This window comes from Gardnerella sp. DNF01204, assembly GCF_049244145.1.
Classification (GTDB): domain Bacteria; phylum Actinomycetota; class Actinomycetes; order Actinomycetales; family Bifidobacteriaceae; genus Bifidobacterium; species Bifidobacterium vaginale.
Genome location: NZ_CP058379.1, coordinates 1,029,281 through 1,054,752, shown reverse-complemented (window position 1 = coordinate 1,054,752; position 25,472 = coordinate 1,029,281). Strand labels below are relative to the sequence as shown.

General features: G+C 44.0%; 14 protein-coding genes and 1 tRNA gene. 13 read left to right on the top strand and 2 right to left on the bottom strand.

The genetic code is table 11. From position 1 onward, the window contains the following. Positions 1 to 175 precede the first annotated feature (175 nt). The 5 genes from HXT46_RS04095 (at position 176) to HXT46_RS04075 (ending at position 5,041) form a co-directional block, all read left to right on the top strand. Positions 176 to 1,171 carry a DMT family transporter gene (locus tag HXT46_RS04095; RefSeq protein WP_004130567.1) on the top strand — a complete coding sequence of 332 codons (996 nt, stop codon included), beginning with the start codon at positions 176 to 178 and terminating at the stop codon, positions 1,169 to 1,171. A 104-nt stretch (positions 1,172 to 1,275) separates the two neighbouring features. Further along, positions 1,276 to 2,484 (top strand): hypothetical protein, encoded by a 1,209-nt coding sequence (locus tag HXT46_RS04090; RefSeq protein WP_421785688.1) that lies wholly within the window; start codon positions 1,276 to 1,278, stop codon positions 2,482 to 2,484. A 133-nt stretch (positions 2,485 to 2,617) separates the two neighbouring features. Next, positions 2,618 to 2,690 (top strand) — tRNA-Ala (locus tag HXT46_RS04085). A 152-nt stretch (positions 2,691 to 2,842) separates the two neighbouring features. Beyond that, on the top strand, positions 2,843 to 4,102 hold the full coding sequence (locus HXT46_RS04080) for a Na+/H+ antiporter NhaA (protein WP_421785686.1): 1,260 nt from the start codon (positions 2,843 to 2,845) through the stop codon (positions 4,100 to 4,102). 69 nt (positions 4,103 to 4,171) lie between these two features. Further along, positions 4,172 to 5,041: a TIGR00730 family Rossman fold protein gene (locus HXT46_RS04075; RefSeq protein ID WP_415682341.1), complete on the top strand. Its 870-nt coding sequence runs from the start codon at positions 4,172 to 4,174 to the stop codon at positions 5,039 to 5,041. A 16-nt stretch (positions 5,042 to 5,057) separates the two neighbouring features. On the opposite strand, the gene HXT46_RS04070 is transcribed toward HXT46_RS04075, so the two are convergent. After that, positions 5,058 to 6,212, bottom strand: coding sequence for a succinate dehydrogenase/fumarate reductase iron-sulfur subunit (locus HXT46_RS04070; RefSeq protein ID WP_174190716.1), 1,155 nt, complete (start codon positions 6,210 to 6,212; stop codon positions 5,058 to 5,060). 144 nt (positions 6,213 to 6,356) lie between these two features. On the opposite strand from HXT46_RS04070, the gene HXT46_RS04065 reads away from it, so the two are divergent. The 6 genes from HXT46_RS04065 to era all read left to right on the top strand — a co-directional run bounded on the left by HXT46_RS04065 (position 6,357) and on the right by era (position 12,030). Next, a complete protein-coding gene (locus HXT46_RS04065; RefSeq protein ID WP_004114863.1) occupies positions 6,357 to 7,154 on the top strand; it encodes a 16S rRNA (uracil(1498)-N(3))-methyltransferase in 798 nt (265 codons plus the stop codon). A 112-nt stretch (positions 7,155 to 7,266) separates the two neighbouring features. Next, a complete protein-coding gene (locus HXT46_RS04060; protein WP_004114864.1) occupies positions 7,267 to 7,635 on the top strand; it encodes a histidine triad nucleotide-binding protein in 369 nt (122 codons plus the stop codon). A gap of 3 nt (positions 7,636 to 7,638) precedes the next feature. After that, entirely contained in the window at positions 7,639 to 8,886 is a 1,248-nt protein-coding gene (locus HXT46_RS04055) for a PhoH family protein (protein ID WP_064622875.1), read from the top strand. Between the two features lie 2 nt (positions 8,887 to 8,888). After that, on the top strand, positions 8,889 to 9,416 hold the full coding sequence (gene ybeY, locus HXT46_RS04050) for an rRNA maturation RNase YbeY (RefSeq protein WP_004114866.1): 528 nt from the start codon (positions 8,889 to 8,891) through the stop codon (positions 9,414 to 9,416). Next, positions 9,406 to 10,938, top strand: a complete 1,533-nt coding sequence (locus HXT46_RS04045; protein WP_009994156.1) for a hemolysin family protein — start codon at positions 9,406 to 9,408, stop codon at positions 10,936 to 10,938. The genes ybeY and HXT46_RS04045 overlap by 11 nt, the downstream gene beginning before the upstream one ends. Before the next feature lie 9 nt (positions 10,939 to 10,947). After that, positions 10,948 to 12,030 (top strand): GTPase Era, encoded by a 1,083-nt coding sequence (gene era / locus HXT46_RS04040; RefSeq protein WP_421785682.1) that lies wholly within the window; start codon positions 10,948 to 10,950, stop codon positions 12,028 to 12,030. A gap of 350 nt (positions 12,031 to 12,380) precedes the next feature. On the opposite strand, the gene HXT46_RS04035 is transcribed toward era, so the two are convergent. After that, positions 12,381 to 14,447: an AMP-dependent synthetase/ligase gene (locus HXT46_RS04035; RefSeq protein WP_101890281.1), complete on the bottom strand. Its 2,067-nt coding sequence runs from the start codon at positions 14,445 to 14,447 to the stop codon at positions 12,381 to 12,383. 389 nt (positions 14,448 to 14,836) lie between these two features. Here HXT46_RS04035 and HXT46_RS04030 point away from each other — a divergent pair, with 389 nt between their 5' ends. Both HXT46_RS04030 and HXT46_RS04025 read left to right on the top strand, forming a co-directional pair. Further along, positions 14,837 to 15,454, top strand: coding sequence for a 50S ribosomal protein L25/general stress protein Ctc (locus HXT46_RS04030; RefSeq protein ID WP_004113089.1), 618 nt, complete (start codon positions 14,837 to 14,839; stop codon positions 15,452 to 15,454). A 317-nt stretch (positions 15,455 to 15,771) separates the two neighbouring features. Beyond that, positions 15,772 to 25,443 (top strand): InlB B-repeat-containing protein, encoded by a 9,672-nt coding sequence (locus HXT46_RS04025; protein WP_421785679.1) that lies wholly within the window; start codon positions 15,772 to 15,774, stop codon positions 25,441 to 25,443. Positions 25,444 to 25,472: the final 29 nt, after the last annotated feature.

Here is a 25,472-nt window from a genome sequence, read left to right as displayed (position 1 = left end):
GCGTGCTATCAAGTGCTGATTTCGCAATAAAGTAGTAAATTTTCCGAAGGAACGCCAATGGGTTGTACTTTTCTTGTTTTTGTGGCTATTCTATAAAGTTTATAAGGCAATTTAGCTAACTTAAAGAAAAATTTAATGCTATAGACTTGTTGTTTGCAATAATGAGGGGAGTGACATGAGTGAAATAAATAGCGCGGTTCAACCAAGGCAGAATAATCGAATTAACGTAAACATCGCGCGAATCATGTTGCTCTTATGTGCCGCGATTTGGGGCGGAAGCTACGTCTCGTCTAAATACGCTCTAGAGGTATTCCCACCGCAATGGCTTATGGGAGTTCGCATGCTTGGAGCGTGCATAATAATGGGCGTAGTCTTCTTTAAGACGATTCGCAAAAATTTTACTAAAAAGCTAATAATTCCTTCTCTTTTAACGGGCGTTACGTACTACGCATCTTTAGTTACGCAAACAGAAGGATTAAGGTGGATTGATCCAGGCAGAAGCGCTTTTCTTACAGCAGCCTACTGCGTTATAGCGCCATTTTCCGCGTGGATGATTATTAGAAAAAAGCCAACGCTTTTAGGAATTATTGCTGCTTTAACATGCGTTGTTGGCGTTGGATTCGTTGCATTAAAGCCAGGCTCTCTTGTTCTTACGCTTTCTCACGGAGATATTTTAACTCTTATTTGTGCTGCTGTTTTTGCGTTTAACTTAACATACTTAGCGTATTATTCTAGACAATACAATCCCGTTGCTTTAACATTCGGCCAGTTTAGTGTTTCTGGAGTTCTATTTTTGTTTGGAGCTGCAGTAAGCGAGCCTTTGCCTAACTTTAGTGCAGAAGATAATTGGATTACGTTTACAAACATGTTCTATCTTATAGTGATAGTAACTGTTCTTGCGCAAATTATTCAAAACTACACGCTGATTTATCTTTCTACAGCTAATGCTTCTGTGATTATGTGCACAGAATGCTTGTTTACATTGCTATTTTCTAGCATTCTTTACAATGAGCGCGTAACAAATATGGCTTTTGTTGGATTCGCTTTGATTTTTGTTGCGATTTTGCTTGCAAGTTTGGCAGAGCATATTGAGCTAATGCGCGCAAGAAAAAAGCAAGGTTCTTATAAATCTAAAGCAAAAGTGGCATCTGTGCCAGCATCTACAATCTAAGTAGTACTCAATTTGAACACTAATTAGTGAATATTTTTGGCGATTACTAATTGGTGCATATTGCTTAGTGAGTAGTAGTAGATAACGATTTTTAAGGTGTGCTTGTGAAGAACTTCTTTAAGGGAATATCATTTACGCAAGTTCTAGCTGGCTCTCTTGCAGCTGTAACTGCGTTTTTGCTTTCGTCAAAAATTGGTATTGCTGGGTCTGTTATTGGCGTTGCAATAGGTTCGATTGTCTCTGCTGTAGCATCGCAACTTTATCAAAATGTTATTCACGCGTCTTCTAAAAAGATACAGTCTTCTTCTGCGCTAAAGTCAGGTTCAAGCCGCTATGAAGAAGATGACACTAAAGTGGTAAATAATGCGCGTTTTATTGCATTAGAGGATGATATGCCTAAAGAATACGAAGTTTACAATAATATGATTGATTCGAGCAAAGAAAAACAAGCTAGAAGAGTTGTTGCAATGGCTTCTAATGCAAATGTTGCAAATGTTGCTGGCGATTATTCACGCGATGTTGATTCTTTAAGTTCGCAAAGCGCAAAATCGGTGGAATCGCAAGCACTTAATGCCGAAAGCACGAGTGTTATGGAATTGTCTTCCTTAAGAAAGCTAAAAGAAGAAGATAATGCGCTTTCGGAAGGAGACGAAGACTCGATTCTTACTCTTAACGACGCTAAACGCGCATTAGGCGGCAGAAGTGATTACGCAAATAGTGAAGCGAAGTATAAGAAGCTTACGATTGTTATTGCTATTTTGAGCGCGCTCGCGGCTGTTCTTCTTACTGCTGGCATTGTGCTTCTGTTTACTCAAGGAAAGGGTACAGATAATTTAGTGCCTTCTGGCCAAAATACCGAGCAGGATAATGGCCAGAATCCAAATAATCAAATGCGGCAAAATAGCCAAAATAATGGCGTTCAAAATCAAGATAAGAACTCGCAAGACGCGCAAAAAGACTCTCAAGACGCGCAAGACAATAAAGACAGCAAAGAAGGAAAAGAAGGAAAAGAAGGAAAAGAAGGAAAAGATTCTTCGAGCAAGAATCCTAGCGAAAAGCAAGATAAAAAGACTCACGAGGGGTCTTCCTCCTCTTCTTCTTTAGATTCAAATGAGTCTAATGCAGGTTCTGGCGAGCAAAGCTCTGGGAATTCTGGTGTTTCTGGAGCAGATTCTGGCGCGCGCGGGTCTAAAGGCGATTCCTCGGTTTCTGGCGATTCTTCGCCGTCTTCGCCTTCGACTTCGACTAACAGAGTGAGTGGAGGATCTGCTTCGCAACAAGGCGAATCTGGCTCGCAGCAATCTGGCAGTTGAGAATAGGCGGCGTGAGTAGTCGGCAGCGAATAGGAATAGCGCTAAAAACCGCTGCATACGACACGCCGAGTTTGGTTGGTAGCAAAATCTGTTGTATTCTATCAAAGGTTCGTTTGAGCTATACAACTAAAACGGGGCTATGGCGCAGCTGGTAGCGCATCTCCATGGCATGGAGGGGGTCGGGGGTTCGAATCCCCCTAGCTCCACAATTTGAAACGTCACTTTTAATCGGAGTGGCGTTTTTGTTATATTTCGATACGTATCTTATATACTTGTAAGTCCTAGTGCATGTAAATCATATTTTGCACAATCATTCTAAACTGAAAACTTAACTTAAAACTTAGAGGAGAAATTCCGCATGGTAAAGCGCGCGTGGAAAGTGGCATGCAAAATAGCCAATAATGAGCGTACGTCTGGGTTGATTATGCTCGGATTCGCTTTAGCCGGATTAATGCTTGCAAATTTGCCATTTACGTCTCCGATTTTTGAAGCTGTTTCTCACACTCAAATAGGAATTCCGTACACAAATATTCACATGTCGATTAGCCACTGGGTTCAAGACGGCTTGTTAACTATTTTCTTTCTTACAGTTGGTTTAGACTTAAAACACGAGCTTATTGCAGGATCGCTTAGAGACCCTCGCGCGGCAGCAATGCCAATGATTTGCGCGATTGGAGGTATGGTTGTTCCTCCTATTCTTTTTGCGGGAACTGTTACAATATTCTCGGAGTTGCACGCTGGTCAAGAGATTATGCGACTTACTTCTGGAGCGCTTCCGTCTTTAGACATGGTTCGCGCTGGCTGGGCTATTCCTACGGCAACAGATATAGCATTCTCGCTGGCTGTTCTTGCGCTTTTTGCTAAAACGCTTCCTAAAGCCTTGCGCGCATTTTTAATGACTCTGGCTACAGTAGACGATCTTCTTGGAATCGCATTAATCGCATTGTTCTTCTCTTCGCTTAACGCATGGTATTGGTTTGTAGGCGTTGTTTTATGCGGATTAGTATGGACTATGCTTGTGCGATTAAAGCGAGTTCCATGGCCTGTTGTGGCTCTTGTTGGCTTGCTTGCGTGGGTTATGATGTATCAAGCTGGCGTTCACCCAACTCTTGCAGGCGTAATGGTTGGATTGCTAACTCCTGCGCATCTTGTTCACGGCGAAAAGTCGCTTAGAGCCGAAAGGTATCGCCAGAAAATTCAGCCTTTGTCTTCTTTGTTTGCGCTGCCAGTTTTTGCGCTTTTTGCAACTGGAGTTCATTTTGAAACATTGACTTGGCAGCTGTTCTTGTCTCCAATACTAATTGCGATTACGATTGCGCTAGTTGTTGGAAAGCCACTTGGAATTATGATTACTGCTTGGTTTGCTAAGAAAGTTATTGGCTTGCGCGTTCCAGACGATTTGCGCGTTCGCGACCTTTTGCCTACAGCATGCGCGTGCGGAATTGGTTTTACTGTGTCTTTGCTAATCGCTTCGCTTGCATACAGCGACGCGGATCTTTCGGGTGAAGCACGATTCGGAGTACTAGTGGCGTCTATTATTGCGGCTGCTGTTTCGGGATTTATGCTTGCAAAGCAATCGAATCATATGGAAGAAGAATTAGACGATATTGAAGAGTGACTTTAATGCGTTTATTTAACGCGATTACAAGACGACTAGAAAGTGACTAGAAAGTTCTAAAGGTGACTTATGGTTTCTAATAATAATTTAGATAATTTAGGTAATTTAGATAGTTTAGATAATTCTGGTAAATCTGATAATCCAGATAATGCTTGCGACTTGCGCGCGCAAAGCGAACAAAACTCACCTTGGAAAGACACTTATTACAGCGGTGCGGTAATGATGCGCGGGCCAATGATTCCTAAGGAAAGCACAACGGAAACGCTATTGCAACACGATTTGCCTAACGGAGATTTGCAAGATAATCATGCGTGGCAAGGACTTGACCCTTGGAGAGTTCTTAGAATACAAGCCGAATTTATTGATGGTTTCGACGCTTTAGCAAAACTTGGATTAGCTGTTAGCGTGTTTGGTTCTGCACGAATAAAGCCAGACGATCCAGAATACAGTAGCGCTCGCATAATGGGCAAAGAGCTTGTAAAACGCGGTTTTGCTGTGATTACGGGCGGAGGTCCTGGAATTATGGAAGCGGCAAATCGCGGAGCGGCAGAAGCTGGCGGAACAAGCGTGGGGTTAGGAATCGAATTGCCTCACGAGCAGGGCCTAAATCAGTGGGTGAATCTTGGAATGCAATTTCGTTACTTTTTTGTTCGCAAAACAATGTTCCTAAAATATTCTTCGGGAATTATTGTGTGCCCAGGCGGTTTTGGCACAATGGACGAGCTTTTTGAGTCGCTTACGCTTGTTCAAACGCATAAGGTTTCTAAAATTCCTGTTGTTCTTTTCGGCAGTGAATATTGGAAAGGCCTTATGAATTGGATTGAAACTACAGTTAAAGAAAGAGGACTTATATCGTCTTTTGACCCTAGTTTGCTTGCGACTACAGACGATCCTCTAGAAGCTGTGCGAATTGCAACTGGAGACAAGTTTATTAATTAGTCTTAGCTAGTTTTGGCTAGTTTTCCTTCATTTTTCGCTCATTTATAAGCGTTGTAAGTTGCCAAATTTCTTCTCCAACGTCGATTCCGCGTGGGCATTGCCTGGAGCATGCTCGCACGGATTGGCACGCGCTTATGCCGTCGCTAGAATCCGCCAAGTCTAATCTTCGATTAGTGGCGTTATCTCTAGAATCGTTAATAAATCGCGCAGCATTTATAAGTGCTGCAGGTCCAATAAACGCTTCTCCGCCTGCATAGACTGGGCAAATTCCTTCACACACGCCGCACATTATGCAATTGCTTAAAAGCTCAAACTTTGCAAGCTGCTCTGGGTGCTGCAAAAACTCAATAATCGCAAGTTTTCCGCTGCTGTTTCTTGTTTGAACATTTTGCGCTTGCAAATATGGCTCGAGTCTTTTAAGCTGTGCAATCATTGGGGAAAGGTCGCAAATAAGGTCTCTTTGAATAGGAAAGCCTGAAAGTGGCGCAACCTCAATAATGCCAAAGCTTCCATTTTGGATTAGTGAAGATATCTCTTGAGATTGAACTTGCAGATTGTGATTTTCATCGGCTGTTGGTGTTGGTGTTGGTGTTGCGGTTGCTTGCGACTTTACGCTACCAGTTTTTCTAAAACCGCTTGATCTAACACCTTGAGTTTGTGTATTTTGCCTAGCGTTTTGGGCGATTGTGGCTGTGCAAAGTAAAGTGGGCATGCCGTTTACGTTTGCAGCATCCGATCCGCAAACGCCGTGACCGCAAGAGTATCTAAATGCCAAAGTGGGGTCTATTGTGCGCTTAATTTTAAGCAAGCAGTCTAAAATCGTGTCGTTTTTGCGCGCGCGAATCGTATAATCTTGAATCCAATGTTTTCCGCTTAATGGTTTAGCTGGTAAATCGCCAGAATTTTGCGTTGGAAATGGGCTACTTTTGCGCTTTTTTGCAAAAGGGCTTTCTCTGTGCCTTCTAACTAAACCAGGGGAGTTAGTGGAGGCGATTGGTGCTGAATCGGTGGCTGAATCGCCAGCAACCGCGGAGTCGCGAGTAACCGACGAATCGCAAGCACCGTCATTTGGCGTAAAACGAGATACGCGAAAAGTCACAAAAGCTTCATCGCTTGTAGTGCAATCTTGATTATTAGAATGCGCAAAGTTGCGTCTAAAATCGTCAACCATTTGCGCATACCTCCAATTCATATAATTCTAGTTTGCCATAATACTTGCACAGAAATACTTGAGCGAAAATGCAGAAGCAGAAATACTTGAGCGAATCACAGAAGTAGCAAAAATGTTGGCTGCGCCTAACGTTAGGCTTAAATTATGACAGATGCTTTGTTTTTGCTGGATACGAATAAAGACGATGCGCCCGTTCTTGCAAATGGGATTGAAGAAGGGTGGACTCTTAGCTTGCCTCAACACGTTAAAAGGCACGCAATAAGCGCAATGCGACTTTCGGATGGCGATTCGTTAGACCTTTCGGACGGCAAAGGAGTGCGAATTCACGCAACGATTACAGACAGCGAAAACGGCTTAGTTAGAGTAGATTCGTTCATAAAAGAACCAGCGCCAACAACCCGATTAACGCTTATTCAGGCTCTCGCAAAAACGGGTCACGACGAGCAAGCAATAGACATGGCTACCCAAATTGGTGTAGACGAAGTAATTCCTTGGTGCGCAAATAGGTCGATTTCAAAATGGAAGCCAGGGCGCACAGATAAGCGATGGAATCAAGTGCTTGAGGCTGCAACGGAGCAATCGCGCAGAGCGTGGATTCCACAGCTTTTAGAACCAGTTACAAGCAAGCAGATTCTAGCGATTTGTAGGCGTGCATGCGTTTATGGAAGCCTTGTAGTTGTTTTGCATCAAGACGCAACGGATTCTTTTAGTCAAATCGAAAACTACGTAAACGACTTAACGGAAAAATGCTTAAAAGATGGCAAAACGCGCACTGTTTATGTAGTTGTGGGGCCAGAAGGCGGAATTAGCGAAGAAGAAGTGCAAAGTTTTATAGACGCTGGAGCTAAAAGTTGCGTTTTAGGAAGCAATATTTTACGCGCATCTACAGCAGGGCCAGTATGTTTATCGTTGCTTTCTAGAGCACTTGGCAGGTATGAGTAGTAAGCAATCTTTGCAAGCTTTGTGCGTGTTTTGTGTAAAATAGTAAATGGTGTTCGGCAATAAGAATTGCAACAAGAATTGCAATAAGAATTATTGAAAAGTGGGCAAAATAATGGATAAAGCATGCAAAACATACAAAACTGACGACGATTGCATTTTTTGCAAGATAATTGATGGGCAAATCCCAAGCAGCAAAGTGTATGAAGACGATGAAGTAGTGGCTTTTAAAGATATTAATCCGCAAGCCAAGGTGCATGTTTTGATTGTTCCGCGCAATCATTACAAGAATGTTGCAGATCTTGCTCAAAATGATTCTGATGTTTTGGCTCATATTGCATGTGTTGCGCAAAAAATTGCAAACGACTTTTATAATGGCGATTATCGCCTTGTTTTCAACACCGGTTTGGGAGCTGGTCAAACCGTGTTCCATGTTCACGCTCATGTTTTAACAGGCGAAAAACTTGAAGAAGGTAGTTTATAAATCGTGGCAAATAGTACAACGCGTATTGTTCAAATTCCAAGCGAATTAAGCCCAGTTGCTGTTTTGGGAGCAGCAGATTCAAACTTAAGAGAGTTGGAGAAGGCTTTTCCAAGCATAGATATTTCCGTTCACGCGGATTGTGTGAGAATCGTATCTAGAAGCGCAAGAAGTGAGGAAGACGCTTGCAAAGCCGAACACGCGTTGCGCAAAATAGTTGATTGCGCTTACGAAGCTCCTGTTGATTCTTATGCTGTAAAACGCATGCTAGAAAGAGATGTGCTTAAAGGTAGCGAGCATAATGTGCGAATCGATAGAATTGGGCACAATGGCGGAGTTTTAGGCGGAGCGTTTAGCGGATTAAAGTCTTTTGGTACTGGAGCTGAATCTGGCTTTGGAACTGGCGCAATGGAAAGCGATTTTGCGCGCGGTTCTGCCGATTTAATGCCATCTAGTGAAGATGCTAAAAGGCGTGCAATGAGCAGAAAAGCGCGAATGGCTAAAGGTGTTATAACGTTTGCGGGTGGAAATCCTGTTCGCGCAAAAACAGCGGGTCAAACAGCTTATGTTCAAGCAATGGAATCAAATACTGTAACGTTTGGAATTGGGCCTGCTGGTACTGGAAAAACGTATTTAGCGGTTGCTAAGGCTGTTAGAGCTTTAGAAGATGGGCGAGTGCGAAGAATAGTGTTGACGCGCCCTGCTGTAGAAGCTGGGGAAAATCTTGGATTCTTGCCTGGAACGCTAAACGACAAAGTGGATCCATATTTAAGGCCGCTTTACGACGCGCTTTCCGACATGTTGGGAGCGCCGCAACTTAAGCGATACATGGACGAGAACGTTGTGGAAGTGGCTCCGCTTGCATACATGAGAGGTCGCACGCTTAATGATGCTTTTGTTATTTTAGACGAAGCGCAAAATGCTACTGTTCAGCAGCTTAAGATGTTTTTGACGCGTCTTGGATTTAACACCACAATGGTGATTACAGGAGATAGAACGCAAGTTGATTTAGCGGTTCCAAAATCTGGATTAGCTTCGATTGAGAACGTGCTGAAAGACGTTAAAAGCATTGCGTTTGTTCACTTAAATGCGCAAGACGTTGTTAGGGCCGAGCTTGTTGGGCGAATCGTAGAAGCGTATGAAGCGTGGGAAAATCGCGAGGCTGATTTTAGGCGCGAGAAGGCTAGAAATAGGAAAAGTCTTGAGTCGCAAGCAGCCAACGAATCGCAAAATCTTGAGAGGAATATCAAGTAATAATGAGTGTTGAAGTGATGAACGAAACCGTTTGGCAAATCGACCCAAAAATATTCTCCGACCTTGGAATGTGGGTTTTGCAACAAATGCGAGTAAGCGTTCAATCCGATTTGTCAATTACTTTTGTGGACCCAGAGCCAATCGCTAGTCTTCACGAAAAGTGGATGGACTTAGAAGGTCCTACAGACGTTATGAGCTTTCCAATGGACGAGCTGACTCCTGGAAGCGACGACAAAGTGAGTGAAGGAATGCTTGGAGACCTTGTGATTTGCCCGTGGGTGGCGGCTCAACAGGCAGCAGCGGCAGGGCATAGCACAATGGAAGAGATGCTATTGCTCACGATTCACGGAATGTTGCATTTGCTTGGATACGATCACACTACGCCTCAAGAAGAAAAGCAAATGTTTGGCTTGCAAAGGCAGCTTTTGCTAACGTTCTTTGCGGCTAGATCTGGCGAGCTTTACGATGCCACTTTGCCAGCTGGTGCCGTAAATGAGCTGGAAGAATACGAGAAAAATCATGCTAAATAACATTACAATTCCGCCGATTCCCGATTTGCCTGCACATATGTGGGCTTGCTTGTGTGCAATTGCAATAGTCGCAGTTTTGCTTGTGTGGCTTTCGCTTGCAATGGCGGCGGCGGAAGGGGCTGTGCCAAGAGTTACAAGGTCTAGTCTTAATAATCTTATGATTGAAGAGCAAACGAACGATAACGAAAGTCAAGTCGTTCGCTTGAGGAAGCTTGCTAGAATTCGCAGAGCAAAAAAGCTTATAGCAGATAGGTATGCTACGAGCGGAGCGTGCGCATTTGTGCGAATCGTGTGTAACGTGTTGGACGGCGTGGCTTTTTCTGCAATCGCGGCGACTCTTGGTGCGCCTCTTTGGTTAACGCTATTAATCGGGCTAATAGTTGCAATGATTGTTGCAATTGTTTCTGTTCTTGTGCGGCCAAGAGCAGTTGGAGCGGCTCAGCCAGTTTTTAAGCTGATGCGTTTGTCTAGAATAATTTCGATTGCTGTTTTTATGAATCCGTTTGCAAAAATCGCAAGTCGTGGAGATTCGCAAAATCAAAGCCAAAATCATAAGAAGAATGCTGCTCTTTCCGACGATGAAGAGTTGGAAAATATTCAATTAGACCAAGCTAAAGCGAGTATCGATAGGCTTGTGGAAGCAAACGATTTTGACCCAGAAGTTTCAGAGATGATGCGCAACGTGCTTACGCTTTCCGACACGTTAACGCGCGAAATCATGGTTCCGCGAACCGATATGATTTGTGTTAAAAACGACGAAACGCTGGAAAATTTCCTAAAATTGTGCTCAAGATCTGGATTTTCTCGCGTGCCTATAATTGGCGAGTCGGTTGACGATTTGGAAGGAATCGCGTATTTAAAGGATGCTGTGCGCGCAACCGTGTTTAATCCAGCAGCATCTGAGCGCGCAGTTTCTACGATTAGTCGAAGCCCAATGCTTGTACCAGAGTCCAAGCCAGTGGATGATTTATTCCACGAAATGCAGCGAATCCGACAACATGTTGCCGTTGTTGTAGACGAATATGGCGGAATTGCAGGGCTTGTTACGATTGAAGACGCGATTGAGCAAATTGTTGGAGAGCTAGAAGACGAGCACGATCGCACTCAGCACGCGGATCCGCAAGAGGTGAGTAAGGGTGTGTGGAAAATGCCTGCGCGCACGCCTATCGCCGATTTGGAAGATATTTTTGAAGTTCATATAGACGAAGACGATGTAGACACTGTGTTTGGGTTGCTTACCAAGTTGCTTGGAAACGTGCCGATTGTTGGGTCGAGTGCTGTGACGAGAGGTCTTAAGCTAACCGCGGTTGATTCTGCTGGGCGACGCAAGAAAGTCTCCACGATTCTTGTTGAGCGAGATATTCAAGGATTTAAAGATATTCAAGGTCTTAAAGAAGACGATAGCGCTGGAAAGAGCGGCGGAAAGAGTGACAGCAAGGCTGATGCCAAGAATAATGGCAAGAATGGCGATAAAGATAGTAGTAAAGATAGCGAATCATCGCAAGTTGATGGCGATAAATAGTGTTGAATTATGAATGATATGAAAGATGTTAATGATATGAGTGACGATATGGAAGATATGGAAGATATGGAAGATATGGAAGATATGAATGACGAAATGTTTGCTAATTTAGATCCTTCTCTAAAAGCGAGCGTAGAAGTGCCTGATTTTAACGGCTATAAATCGGGATTTGTTGCTGTAGTAGGCAGACCAAACGTTGGAAAATCAACGCTTATGAACGCGCTAATCGGAACGCAAATCGCAATCGCGTCTTCTCGCCCAGAAACAACGCGCAAGGCGATTCGCGGAATCTTAACAACTCCAAACGCGCAAATGGTGTTAGTTGATACGCCAGGAATCCACCGGCCGCGCACTTTGCTAGGCCAACGTTTGAACGATATTGTAGACGAGTCGCTTGCGGATGTGGATGCTATCGCTTTCTTGCTTCCAGCAGATCAAGAGATTGGGCCTGGAGATAGAAGAATCTTGAGCCGACTTCGCTCCGACTTTGCCAAAAAAGACGCGTCTGGAAACTGGGTGTGGAAGGTTCCGCTTATTGGAATCGTAACTAAAATTGATACGCTAAGCCGCGATGAGTTGGTGTCTCATTTGATTGAGATTCAACAGTTTGCTGATTTTACTGATATTGTGCCAGTTAGCGCTTTGGAACGCGACAATGTTGACGCAGTTAAGAAGGTTTTGATTGACAATCTTCCAGAAGGCCCGAAGATGTATCCAGACGATCAGCTTAGCGAGGAGAGTCCTTCTAGCATGATTGCGGAGCTGATTCGTGGGGCTTTTCTTGAGGAACTTGACGACGAGTTGCCACATTCGCTTGCGGTTGTTGTAGATAGCATTGTGCAACCAGGAGATGAGGACTATGCACAATATGACGATAATAAAGCGCATGTGATTGTGTCGGTGTATGTTGAGCGCGATTCGCAAAAGCCGATTATTATTGGGCGCGGTGCGGAGCATCTTGTGCGCGTTAAGAAGCGTTTGCGCACTGCAGTGAATCGTATTACGGGCGCTAAAGCTGTGCTCGATTTGCATGTGAAGGTTGCAAAGGGGTGGCAGAGCGATCCTAAGAAGCTTGAGCGCTTGGGTTTCTAGCGCGACGACCTGCCTTTTCGCTTAGAGCGTAGCGCGAAAAGGCAATTCGGAGCGCTGAGCTTGCTTAAGGTTGAAAGCACGGTGTGCTTTCAACGCAAGCGAAGACGTTCGCACGGCTAATCCGTGCGAACGAGGACCTGCCTTGTAGTGTGTTTGTACCTAAAATACGGCGTGTCGTCATACAAACGCACTACATGAAGCGTCGTTTTTTCCGCATTTTGTTGCTGATTTTCGTGTGTAGAGCTACAAAAAGCGGGATCGTGTGTAGATACAAAAAACCGCGGAAGACTAGTCAATTATAAGACCAGTTAACCGCGGTTTTGGGCGATTTGCGAGTTACGCTTTAGGCGCTACTTCTTGCGAATCGTATACATTTGCGTGTTAAGCAGATTAGCGTATTTCTTAATAACGCGCGGGCGGATAATCTTCATAGAAGCCGTCATCAAACCGTTTTCTTGAGTAAACTCTTCTGGCAGAATAATGAACTTTCGCACAGATTCCGCGCGCGATACGCCCTCGTTTGCAATATCCACAAACTTTTGGACTTCCGCACGCACAACCGCGTTATTTACGGCGTCTTCCATGCTCATAGTCTCGTCCAAACCCTTGGTTTTAAGCCAATTGCGTAAAATCTCCTCGTCTAAAGTCACAAGAGCAGATATGAATGGCCTCTTATCTCCAAGAACAAGAGCTTGAGACACAAGCTCGCAACGCTTAATCACTTCTTCAATAGGACCAGGAGCCACATTCTTGCCGCCAGCAGTAATGATTAAGTCCTTCTTGCGACCAGTAATGTAAAGCATGCCATCGTCGTCAATTCTGCCCAAATCGCCAGTAGCATACCATCCGTCTTCTGTAAACGAAGTTTCGGTCGCCTCTTCATTCTTGTGATACTTCTTAAACACGCAAGTGCCCTTAATTTGCACTTCGCCATCTTTAGCAATTCGCAAAGTGAAAGCTGGGAAAGCAATGCCAACAGAGCCTTCACGGAATGGAACGCCAATAGGAGTAAACGCGCACGGGGCAGTGGTTTCTGTAAGACCATAGCCCTCGTAAACTGGCACGCCTGCGCCGCGGAAGAACGCTAGCAGCTCTGGATCCAGTGGTGCACCGCCAGCAACAATCCAGCGCGCACGCCCACCAAGCGCTTGGCGAATCGGGCGGTAAACCAGTGGATCGTAAGCAGCGCGGCGAGCCTTTGTTAGCGCCTTAGCGTCTCCAGAATCCTGTACTTCCTTCATATATTGCTGAGCTGTAACAACAGCACCCTGGAAAGCAAGTCCCTTAGCACCATGACCCGCCTTTTGCGAAGCCGCATTATACACTTTTTCGAGCACACGAGGAACAACAATCATAACTGTTGGTTTTGCGACTTGAAGGTCGGATATAAGCGTTGTAATGCCTTGCGCAATGTAGATTCTAAGCGTGCTAGCAACAACAATATAGTTGATTGCGCGCGCAAACGAATGGGCTTGAGGTAAGAATAGAAGCACAGAACCGTTAGGCTCGCTAAGCAAGTCCGGCAAGTAAGTTGGCAAGTTTAACGCGGTTGTGCAGTAATGCTCATGCGTCATTTCCACGCCTTTTGGCGCAGCTGTAGATCCAGAAGTGTACACAATAGAGCACAAGTCGGTTTTTTTAACCGAGTCAATTCGCTCGTCTAGTTCTTCGTCGCTAACGGAGTATTCAAAGGCTTGTAGTTCCGCCAATCCGCCTGTTTCTATGCAAATAATGCGCTCAAGGCTCGGGCATTCTTCAATAGCTCCTTCTGCATTGTCTTTCATTTCAGTTGTGCCAACAATCAAAAAGCGCGAATCGGAGTTATTTACAATGTTGCGAATTTGCTCAGCGGAGTCCGTGTCGTAAATTGTAGCCAGAACGCCTCCGCAAGCCATAACCGCAGCGTCAACAACATCCCACTCATACGAGGTTTTGCACATTAACGCAACAGCGTCGCCTTTGCGCAATCCATAGTGAATCAAGCCTTTTGCGGCTTTTCTAACTTCTGTAAGGAACTGGTTGGCTGTTTTTGTAACCCATTCATCGTTTTCTTTGTATGTGTAAAGTGGATCATCTCCCATTCTTGCTGCCCTGTCTGCATACAAGTCGTAGATGCTTGTGCCTTCGTCTAATGGCGGATTTCCGTCCGTTTTTGTGGTTAGCAAGCCAGTTTGTGGGTCTAGGAAAGTGGTGGTTTGTAGTTGAGAACCCCATTCGTCTACTCGTGGAAGATACTGATTTTGCTGAAGCAGATTATTCTGTTTATTCTGTGATCCGTCTTGCTGATCTTGTGGAATAGAATAGTCTGGTTCTCCTGCGATGTCGTCGCTTACTGGGTGCGCGAAGTTGCTGCCAATTTGCAAAGCCTTACGAGCAAGATTGAAAGCTTGCTGCTGGAGTGTATTTAGGACGGACACATCTGCTCCTTAATTTTGCTAAATGCTTAAATTTGCTAATTTATTTTGGTTAAATCAGCTTGTTTCGAGCACATATTTGTTATGCGCCTTTGACTATATATACATGATAATCGTTGGTGTGATTCAAGTCACCTTTTGGTGTTGGATTTGACTTTAGACTTTATCTGTCTAAGTGTTTTTATAGACTAGATAAGTTGCTTTGGCGAGGGAATAACACTGCGATACTTGCGATAGGCGCTTTGCGATTCGTTGGTTGCTTGCGATTGTTGTGTAAGTTCCGTTATCGACTGGGCTGATAGCCAACTTATGGTGGTTTTCGGCGCGTCGGTGCGCCTGAAGCTGGATTTAAATAAGATTATCCGCATAATCCAGACCATAAGGAGACCGATATGGCTACAAAGATTACACTTGAAGGCGAAGTTCGCAATGAATTCGGTAAGGGCGTTGCTCGCCGTTTGCGTGTTGCCAATTTGATTCCAGCCAGCATTTACGCTGGTGGTGCTGAACCTGTACACGTGACTCTTCCAATGAGGGAGACTACTCTTTCTCTTCGTCACGCAAACGCTTTGTTCACCATTAAGTTTGGCAATGAATCACGAATCGCAGTTGTTAAGGACGTTCAGCGCAACCCTGTTAAGCGCATCGTTGAGCACATTGACTTCTACGAAGTTAAGGCTGGCGAAAAGATTGACGTTGAGGTGCCAGTGTTTGTTGAAGGCACTCCAAAGGGTGCTGCTGTTGCATTCGTAGACGTTCAGGAGCTTAAGGTTCGCGCAGACGTTGCTAACTTGCCAGAGCGCTTGGTGGTTAATGTTGACGGCTTGACCGATGGCACCAAGGTGTTTGCTAAAGATGTTAAGCTTCCTGAGGGCGTTGTGCTCGACATGGATGGCGAAGAGTCTGTTGTTAGCGTTACTGTTCCAGAAGATGCTGCTACAGAAGAGCCAGCTGCTGCTCCTGCTGCCGATGCTGCTGCTCCTGCAGCCGAAGCTCCTGCAGCCGAGTAAGGTTTTGCTTAGGATTTTCTAAGATTTTATAAGCCGCGCGTAGTCAAGATTTTCTTGGCTTGCGCGGTTTTTTGAAAAATCGAGAATCTCTACCAAGCATGGTATTTCACTTAGTACAAGAAACACCAAAAACACAGAAATTGCAATGCTTATGGGGGGGGGGTATCCATAGCTTGTGCTTGAATAATAAAGGTTAAGTATTTTTTTTGGAGTGCACTGGTTACTAAACATTGCCGTATGTTGTGTATTTTGATTGTTGAATACTAAACGTGCATGTTGATTCTATGTACTGGATGTAACGGAGTTTGGGAGTCGAATTGGCTAGAACTAAAAATAGTGGTAGTGACGTTTTAAGCATTAAATCTGCTAAGCATAAGAGTGTTTCTGGCGACGCTAAGAACACTAATAACGTTAAGAGCGCTAAGAAAAATGCTAAGGCTGCTAAGCGTTCTTCCTCGTCTACTGCTACTAGTGCTTCTAGTCATCGCCTTGGCGTTGCAGCTGTAGCTTTAGCGTCTACATTGTCTATGGTGTTGCCTGGCGCAGCGGCTTTAGCTAGGACTTCTTTTAACCCTGATTCTTTTGATCCGTCTTATGTAAATAGTGTTGCTAAGACTTCTGGCAAAGGTGCTGGGAATGGCGCCGGCAAAGGCTCTGGTAATGGCAAGGGCGATGGCGATGGAAACGGCTTATATAAGCATGGATTGCTTAACACGGGTGCTCCTTCTGATCGCACTACGCGCCATATGTTTGATTCTGTTAAATATTCAGTTAAAAATACTGATTCTAATTCTATCGCTGAAGGCGTTGAGAATCAGGAAACGGTTGCTGGCGATTCTTCCGTAGGAGTTAAGGATTATGGCGAATATTTTGTTACAAATGGCGATTCGTCTTCGACTTCAAATCGTTCTTTTGATACTAATAATTTTGAGGATAGATCTGCTACTAGTAGTGCAGATAATAGTACTACTAAGACTGCGACTAAGAGTGAGCAAGATACAGCAAGTTCTGAGATTGCAAAACATGTAAAATCTGCGAAGAGGTCGGATGCGACGCAGACTAAGGACGAGAAAACCAATCCAGCTGAAACTGGTAAGGTTGCGGAGAAGCCAAAGTCGAACGCGTCTGTACCTGCACATAAAACGACTGAAAAGCCAGCTGTTGCAAAACCTAAAGTTGAAAATTCTGTAAAGCCAGCTGATACAAAGCCAGCAGATACAAAGGCTTCATACACAAAGCCGGCTGCTGCTCCTGCAGCGAAGCAATCTGCACAACCAGAAACTTCACAGCCTGCAAGTGCAAAGACTGTTGCGAAGACGGAACCAGAGGCAAAGGCTGAACCAAATCAGAATACAGCGCAGACTGAACACGCTGAAAATCAGCAGCCTGCAAATGCGCAGTCTGGAAATGCTGAAAGCTCGAAGCCTGCTACAGAGCAGAATACAAACGCACAACCTTCAAGCACTCACGAAGAAAATGCGAATACAGTAAACGATGCAAATAAGCCAAAAGTGCGTTCTCGTAGGAGTGTTGATGAAAGTGCAAACGGTTCTAACAAGGGGAGTAGTGTAACTCCTGCAAGTAATGCGCCTGAAACTCCGTCTGCTTCTGCACCTTCAGCAGGTACAGAATCTAGCGCTGGTGCTGGAAATACAGCGAGCCCAAGTGCAGAAGGCAATGGCAATGCTCAAGGGGGACAAGGTGCGCAAGGGCAAAGTGCAGAAAATCCAACTGCACAAGGCACTGCACAAGGTTCGCATGATAATACGCAAGGTGCAGTTACAGGTACAGGCGTCACTGGCAAAGATAAAAGCGCTACGCCTTCACCTGCTTCACCTGCTTCTACACCGACCGCTGGCACACAGAACACTGGCACAACAACTAATAACGCAGCAACTGATCCAAATAGCCAGGTAATTAAGCCGAATACAGATAATCCAGAGGCGAAGAGCACAGAGCAAGCCAACGAACAGGTACAAACTGACAAAAAGCCAAAAGCTACGTACAATTTGCAAATTCGCTATACGATTGGTGGCGCTGCGAATAAGCAGCTTGTGCAGCCGTACGAGCTTACGATTGACAAAGCCGGCTTCGATAATCTTGGCAAAGATGGCAAGTACGAATATATTGAGCTTCCAAAGTCTGCTGGATACCGCCCATCTGTATATCATTCAGGCACATACCAGTACTACATTAAAAACGATAAAAACGAGTTCGTTATTGACGACGGTACGAATGCGGACGCTGTTCGCTACTTGCGTCTAGACAAAAATCTTATTAAAGAATACGCTGTAAAGAAAAGGCAGGCTGTTGGGGGAAATAACGGAGCTCAAGCTCCGCAAGCCTCATCATCTCAAACAACTACAAATCCGCAATCTTCATCCTCTACGCAGATGCCAGCAGAAGACGGCATTCAGTACTACGGCGAGTTGAACATCAACTACGCTCCTAAAACAGCTAAGTACTATGTGCGTCACTTGGTGCAAGATCTAGATAATAAGGATAAGTTTATCGATGCTCCAAATTTGGGTATAGGTAAAGTAATTACTGTAAAGCATAAGGATGGCACTTCTGAGAATATTCACGTTACGGAGATTACTGGCACAGTTGGCTCGGATGTAACAGCTGTTTCAACGTACATCCCAGGCTACGAACCGGAGCATAATCTTATTAGCTCGCCGCTTTCGGATTCTGAAGATGAAAAAGACAAGCTAGTTTTGAACCTTCGCTACTACCGTAAAGCGTATGAAGTTACGTACGATTCTGATGGCGGCACGGATGTTACTGCTCAAAAAGTGTATTACCAGCAAGATGTGCCACAAGTTACGAACCCAACTAGGCGCGGTTACACTTTTAAAGGATGGTCTTTAGTAGATCCTAGCAAAGAGAGTGATCCGCTTTATGCTGAGAATACTATTGTTTCTCTTGATGACTACAAGATGCCGGATCACAATGTGCAATTCCGCGCTAATTGGGAAGCGAACAATACTACTAGCTACCGCGTGAACGTGTGGGTGCAAAAAGCGGATTTAGTTGACAAAGATAATCCAAATTCGCTTAAAAACTACGACTTTGTTGGTCTTGTTGAGCGCAAGAATGTGAAGACAGATAGCGACGTTGCGCTTGATAAAATGGATGATGCCGGCGTTATTAAGGACGCTAATGCTCTTAATGGAACAAGCGCGGATGATTATGTAAGTGCCCCAGAGCTTGGCTTAACTAAAGAAGAGCTGCAGGGAAAAGATTCTGACCATAAGACTGGCTTAATTTCAAAGTTCAACTGGATGAACGATACGCCTGTAACAAGCTTAGATGGGTACAATACCGCGAATCCTGGTGCCGCTGAAAATAAAGGCAAGGATTTATTTACGCGCTACTTCCATGTGAATAAGGAGCTTACTAAAAAGCTTAATACTGAGCAACATGATTTTGTGCCGGGTCGCCCAGATTTAGGCAAACGTAGTAAATCGCAGCTTTGCGCTGACGACTTAAACAACACTCTTAACTTAGTTTACGACCGCAATACTTACGAGCTTATTTTTGCTAAGCCTGCTGGTATAAAAAATGATAGCTTAAACAATGCTGCTATAAAAAGAAAAGACGAAAACGGCAAAACAACTATTTATTGCTATGCTGGCGGCGGCGATTGTTCAACGGAGTATGATAATAATAACGAAGATGATAATGGCAATGTAATTAACCATAAAGGTTACCGCGTAAATGTTCGTTACGGTCAAAAGCTTACTGATATTTGGCCTGATATAAATGAATTAGATTTTAATAAAGAAGATATAGGCTCTTTAGGATGGCAGCTTGGATATTCAGGGAAAGTAGAGTATCGTGACACTCCTCCGTATCGTTTTACTATAAAAGAATTTGCTGACCCTAGTTTGCGTGTTGCTCTTAAGAATGGTGCTGGAACAGTGCCTAAAATTAGCGATGACCCTGAGAGTAATACCCAAACTGCGTACGAGCTAAAAGATAATCAGCGTCTGCTTACTGCTGATACCAGTAGTAAAAGTGCGCCTATACAGGTGATTATTAGGAAGCAAAGTATTGCGTCTGCTAAAAACGGTGGCGATGATATAGACGACAATGATTATGAGCTTTCAACTGATTCATATAGCAAAGATGATACTTCCAACGATAGCTATAAATATACAGCTCCATCTATTGCAGGTTTTAATCCTGCTAATGGTTATGATAAGACAAAAGTTAGTGATTCGTTAGATTCAGACGACTTTGAAGATAAACGGGAAGAGTGGTATAACGAATCTCATGGTCATGGGAATTGGGATGATTTAAGTGATGATGAGCAGAAAGCTTTTGCTAAAAAGTATCATTTAGAATTTAGAAAATTTAGGGGCGTTCCAGTAGATGAACAAGAAGATTATTCTGGTGATGCAACTGAATTTGAAGAAAACAAAATAATTGAATTTAGATACGACCGCAAGTCGTATGATGTGCAGTTTTATAATGCGGATGGCAATGCTATAAAGGACGGCAATGGCTCTGCTAAAGAGAGCCTGCCGTTCGAGTATAGCTTGACTAAGCGCGGCAAAAAAGATTTGACGGGCGAAGACAAAGATTTATACGGAAACGATACATCTTATGATGCTTCTGTAACTAAAGATGGTGGTGATAACACCGCAACTCAGTTCGATGGCAAGTACACATTCACACTTAACGGCAAGACTTACTCCATCGTTCGCCCTGCTGATTTGCCAGAAGACTATGTGTTTAAAGGCTGGGCTGTTGATCAGGCTGGTACTCAGTTTATAAATGGCGAAAACAAAGATATTACAATGCCAGTCAACGGCATTAAGCTTTACGCTGCCTGGGGTAAGCCAACTAATATTAAGCACACTGTGACGCTTGACTACCATATGCCTGGAACTGACGAAAACGGCAATACTATCCAAGATGTAGTTAAGAAAAAAGAGTTCGCTCGCTACAATGTTATTGACGAAAAGAAAGATATAAAGGTTCCAACGCGCAAGGGCTACGACTTCTACGGTTGGGAAATTACTAAGAACGGCAAAACTTTGCCATACGCTTTTGGCAATAAAGTAGTAGAAGATATAAAGCTTGATGCAGTGTGGGTTAGGGATACTCGCTACAACGGTACTTTTAAGCACATATTCTTAAAGCCAGGGTACACGTTTGCTGACTATAAGAAAGAGGGTCTTTCAGACGCAGAAAAAGCCGCGATGGTGGATCACATTTCTACTCAAACGGTTTCAGGTTTGCGCGAGCATTTGCGCTACAATGCTGAAGCAGTCTACAGTGACGAAACGCACTTCCCGGATAAGCATTTCACGAGCTTTGAAGCCTCGAGTGATGAGAAGCAGAATACTGGCGAGTTTATTTACCAAACGTACAATACGCGCAAGTATAAGGTAAAGTATATTGATCAAAACGGCAAGGAGCTTCTTCCAGAAAGCGAAGTCAGCTCTGTAAATAGAAACTATGACGTAGCATTCTATAAGCCGATTGAAGGCTTTATGCCGGAAACTACGCAGAAGAATATTACTTATACTACTGATAGCGAAGGTAAGCAGACTAACGGTATCCCTACAATCACCTTCAAGTATAAAGACGTTCGCGTGCTTAAGCGCCAGGACGATAATCAGTATCGCCCAACCAACTACACGCGCTACGTGTTCAAAGTGGATGATAAGCAAGGCTCTATGGGTAGCGTTGTTGACTGGCAAAATAATAATGTAGCTGACGGCTCTGCTCTTGTGTACGACGCAATTAAGGGCACGAAGGCATACCAGATGCCACTTCCAACAGTGAAAGCAAAGCAAGGCTATGAGTTTGATGGCTGGACTTCGCAAATCGGTTCGTATGATGCTGGCTCTACGAAGCTTCAGTATGCTGATGGCGTAAGTCGCTTGCCGATTCGCTCTGAAGAGCAGAACAGTCCTGAGGTAATTTACACTGCTAAATTCAAGCTAAAAGCTCCTGTTGCTGCAGCTCCGCAAGTGCTTAAGCCAACTGAGAATATTAGTATTGCAAATAGTGATGATGCTAAGAAGCTTATAACGAATGCTGGTGATTATCCAGATGGTGCTAAGTTCAGCTTTGCTGATGGTGAAAAGTTTGACAACACTCCAGGCTTGCACAAGATTAAAGTGCAAGTGCATCTTGATGGAAATACTGCTGAAGCTGAAGTGCTGTACCGCGTGCTGCCGGATTTGGTGTACGAAAGCGATTGGGATAAGTTCAGCAAAAGCGACTACGTTAAAGAACATATTAGCGATTACGTGCCGATTAACTTTACTGGTAAGAATAAAGAAGGTAAACTTATTGGCCACGATGGCGATAATACTGATACTCCTGCTGGCGAAGAAACTACGCTTACTGCTTACGTTTATAAGGGTAAGGATGTTAGAATCCGCGTGCCGCAAGCCTTCGGCAATGATTACAGCGACCAGCATTACCACTACGTGTTTAAGGGTTGGGCGACTAAGGTTGTAGAACCGACTCCTAGTACGCCTTCTTCTGGCACGTCTTCTTCTGGCACGACGAAGCCAGAGGAGAAGAAGCCAGAGCAGACGTTTGACATAAATTCAAGCGACCGCTACAAGAACGTCAAGTTAGACAACGGCGTAACTTACCACGCTATTTACAAGCGAATCGACTACTTCTCCAATTCGTCTGACGGTGGTGAAGTTCCTAAGGATGCTGTAGTCGCAATCTTCAAGCCTGCTCCAGGACGATTGTGGAAGGACGGCACAAGCGGTCCTAAAGTGTTCTACGTAAAGAAGGGTACTGATCTTGAGAAGATTACAAAAGAAGGAAGTGGCGCATTAGCTTGGCTTAATAATCAGCTAACTGGCGCTAAGGGAACTTGGTCTCGAAGCAGCATGCTTAACGACGGTAAGAAGGTTGATTCAATTCCAAATGTCGCTGACTCTACTGACAAGTGGAAAGTCAATGAACCATTCCAAGAGTTCGTGGCAGATCAGGAGCCTTTAGCTACTCCAGAAGTTAAGAGTAATACTTTGCTTGCAATTCGTGGAGATAAAGAGACTCTTCCAGAGCCAAAAGATTACATTGCTAATTATGATTCTTTGATTGATAAAACAAAGAATCCAAATGTAAAGAGTGTAACAGTTAAGTATGCATCTACTGCTCCAACTATTGATAAAGCTGGCGTTTACACTGTTCCGTTAACAGTTAGTGTGACTTATAGTGACGCGGACACCGTTGACTATAAGACTGTTGGCAAGCTTAAAGTAATGTACGACTTGATTTACGGTGAAAATGTAAAGGATCTTGGTAATAAGCCAACTCAAGATGAGCAATCTGAGCATGACCAAATAGCTAATGAGTATAAGAAGGTTAACTTCATTACGAATAATAGTTATGGAACTATGGCTAGCGGTTCTCGCACTTTGTTCTACGCACATACGGGCAAGACTTCTGGTGTGCGCGCACCGCAGGCTATTGGCAAGGATTATGATGCTGATGGCTACCATTACGAGTTCGTCGGTTGGAAGAAGCTTGATAACTTTACACAAGATAACAGTAGTGCTAAGCCTCTTACTGCAGATAAAGTTAAGCAAAACGAAATTTTGCAAAGCTCAAGCATATTGAAAAATGCGTATAAAGATGACACTACGTATCAAGCGGTTTATAAGCGCGTAGAAAACGTCATCGACGCTTCCAAGCAAGACGAGATTCCAGACGGTTACGTTGCAACCATATTCCTTCCAGGATTTGGCAGAACGTGGGCTGACGGTTCGTATAAGCCAAAACTGCTGTATATTCGTCACGGAAAAGATAAAGAAGATAACATTAAGTTTGCTAAGAAGGTTGCAAGCGACACTGCTGCAACGCTTTCCGGTTTTACAAAGTGGCAAATGTATAATGCAAGAGGCGATAAGTCGAACATATTCTTACATGACAATTGGGATATTAGTAAGCCGCGCATCTTCGTTGCTGAGCAAAATGGCGTTGACGATGTGAAGATTCCAGAAACAGTTATTGGCGTGGGTGAGAGTATTACAAACGTTAATAAGCTCGTACATAACACTGACCCTAAAGTGAGTGTATCGATAGATAGTAACTCTACGGTTGATGTTTCAAAGCCTGGAATTTCAACAATTATGGTGAATGTCACTAAGCCTATTGATGAAACTGATTCTGTCGGTAAACAAAAAACTGTTACAACTAAGTTGCCTGTGCGCGTGTACGTTTTGCCTAACGTGATTGCAGATAACGATTTGCCGGCTAAGGGCACTGCTGCGGCTAAGTTCATAGAAAAGAACTACACGAAGGTGACGTACGTAGCCGGTAAGGGCGGAAGTTTGAAAAAATCGCCTCTTAAGAATGCTGGTAGTGAGCCAGTTTCAGTATATTGGGTGCGAAACGACGCTAAGGGTTTCCTTATGCAGGTTCCAGATGTGCTTGCAGATAAGGGCTACGTGTTCAAGAATTGGACTTCTATTACGACTGAGACTCCAGCAGTTCCAGCAGATAAGCGCAAGGCTACAGAAGAAGAACGCGAAGCTTTGGCTCGTTTGGCTAAGATTGACGGAATGCACTATGTTGCAAAGCTGATCAGTGATTCGCGCAACTCTACGCTTGCTGCTTTGCAAAATCTGCTGAACGAAGCGCAAAAGAGTGTCTACAATGCTAAGCGTGAAGAATTAGCTAAGATTGCAGAAAGTGCAGGTAAGGCTGGTTTAGCTTCTGACATTCGTAAGTCTAACGATTCATTGCAAAATATTAAGAATATGCTTACACACGAAGGCATTGATGTTGATGAAATCGTTGAGCATAATCGTGAAAAAGCTTTGCTTGTAAAACTTGCAAACGAAGCTGGAAATGAAGAACTTGCTAAAGAAATTAGTAAGTCTAATGATTCCTTGACTGAATTGCGTAAGAAGCTAGAGAAGAAAGGAATAGACTTAGCTGAATATGACAAGCTTACTTTTGATAAGAAGAAAGAAGCGTTAGCTCAGTTTGCGGATATTAACGGCTTACATTATGTAGCTAGTATTATTCGCGCTAGCCACAAATCTTCTTTGGAAGCTTTCAAGAGTCTTATAAAATCTGTTAAGCCAGATGTGACGATTCCAGACTATACAGTCAACGAAGAAGATTGTGCTTCGGAAGAACAGCGCGAGCTTCTTATACAAATTGCAGAAGAAAAGGAAAGGCCTGATATTGCAGCTAAAATTAGGCTTTTGCATAGCTCGACTTTGCAAGATTTGAAGAAGCTTTTTAAGGATGCGGGTGTGGATTTGTATGCTATTCCTGCCGCTAAGCCAAAGCATGAAATCACTATTACTGCAAACTTCGAGAAGATGGCTCCTATGAAGTTTAAGTTTAGTGGTTCTGCTCGCGAGGGTATTCTAACGAACTTCAGATTGCAAAACATGACTGAAGGAGATGTTAATAACACAACGGTTACAGTAGATGGCAAGACATTAACTATTAACGAGTTAGTTGCTCAAGGCTTGACTTCTGTAAACGGCATTAACGCAAATTGCGCTGGTACTGAATGCAAGATTTCTGGCACGCCTAAGATTGTTGACGGCAAGCCGAAAGTTGAGCTAACGTTTACTACTACCGATAAGTATGGTCGCGAAGCGGAAATTACTGTTGAAATTGATGTGATTTCTGAGAGCAAACCTGCTCCAACGCCTGTGCCGCCAGCTCCTGCACCAGCTCCGTCGAAGCCAGAAGAAGAACCAAGACAAGAAGAATATCCGATGCCAGAATCATATCCTTATATTCCAATGCCTGAAGCTCCTTCGTCTGAAGTCGTACCTGAGCAGGAGGCTGCGGAACCTAAGCAAGCAACAGAGCCAGAAGCCGTGAAGGATTCTGCAAAGCAGCCGTCAGAAGCTCTGCCTCAAACTGGTAGTGACGTTACACAGTCCGCGTTAATCGCCAGCTTGTTAGCGTCTGTTGGTTTAGCTGGATTTGCTGCTAAGCATCGCAGACGTAAGAACGAAGATAACGAAAGCTGATTTGTTGAGTCGAGGGTGGTGACTAGAAT

What these genes read in the sequence shown, in the direction of transcription:
- HXT46_RS04095 (WP_004130567.1), top strand. Translation starts at nt 176, where the DNA reads ATGAGTGAAATAAATAGCGCGGTTCAACCAAGGCAGAATAATCGAATT.
- HXT46_RS04080 (WP_421785686.1), top strand. Translation starts at nt 2,843, where the DNA reads ATGGTAAAGCGCGCGTGGAAAGTGGCATGCAAAATAGCCAATAATGAG.
- HXT46_RS04075 (WP_415682341.1), top strand. Translation starts at nt 4,172, where the DNA reads ATGGTTTCTAATAATAATTTAGATAATTTAGGTAATTTAGATAGTTTA.
- HXT46_RS04070 (WP_174190716.1), bottom strand. Translation starts at nt 6,212, where the DNA reads ATGGTTGACGATTTTAGACGCAACTTTGCGCATTCTAATAATCAAGAT.
- HXT46_RS04065 (WP_004114863.1), top strand. Translation starts at nt 6,357, where the DNA reads ATGACAGATGCTTTGTTTTTGCTGGATACGAATAAAGACGATGCGCCC.
- HXT46_RS04060 (WP_004114864.1), top strand. Translation starts at nt 7,267, where the DNA reads ATGGATAAAGCATGCAAAACATACAAAACTGACGACGATTGCATTTTT.
- ybeY (WP_004114866.1), top strand. Translation starts at nt 8,889, where the DNA reads ATGAGTGTTGAAGTGATGAACGAAACCGTTTGGCAAATCGACCCAAAA.
- HXT46_RS04045 (WP_009994156.1), top strand. Translation starts at nt 9,406, where the DNA reads ATGCTAAATAACATTACAATTCCGCCGATTCCCGATTTGCCTGCACAT.
- era (WP_421785682.1), top strand. Translation starts at nt 10,948, where the DNA reads ATGAATGATATGAAAGATGTTAATGATATGAGTGACGATATGGAAGAT.
- HXT46_RS04030 (WP_004113089.1), top strand. Translation starts at nt 14,837, where the DNA reads ATGGCTACAAAGATTACACTTGAAGGCGAAGTTCGCAATGAATTCGGT.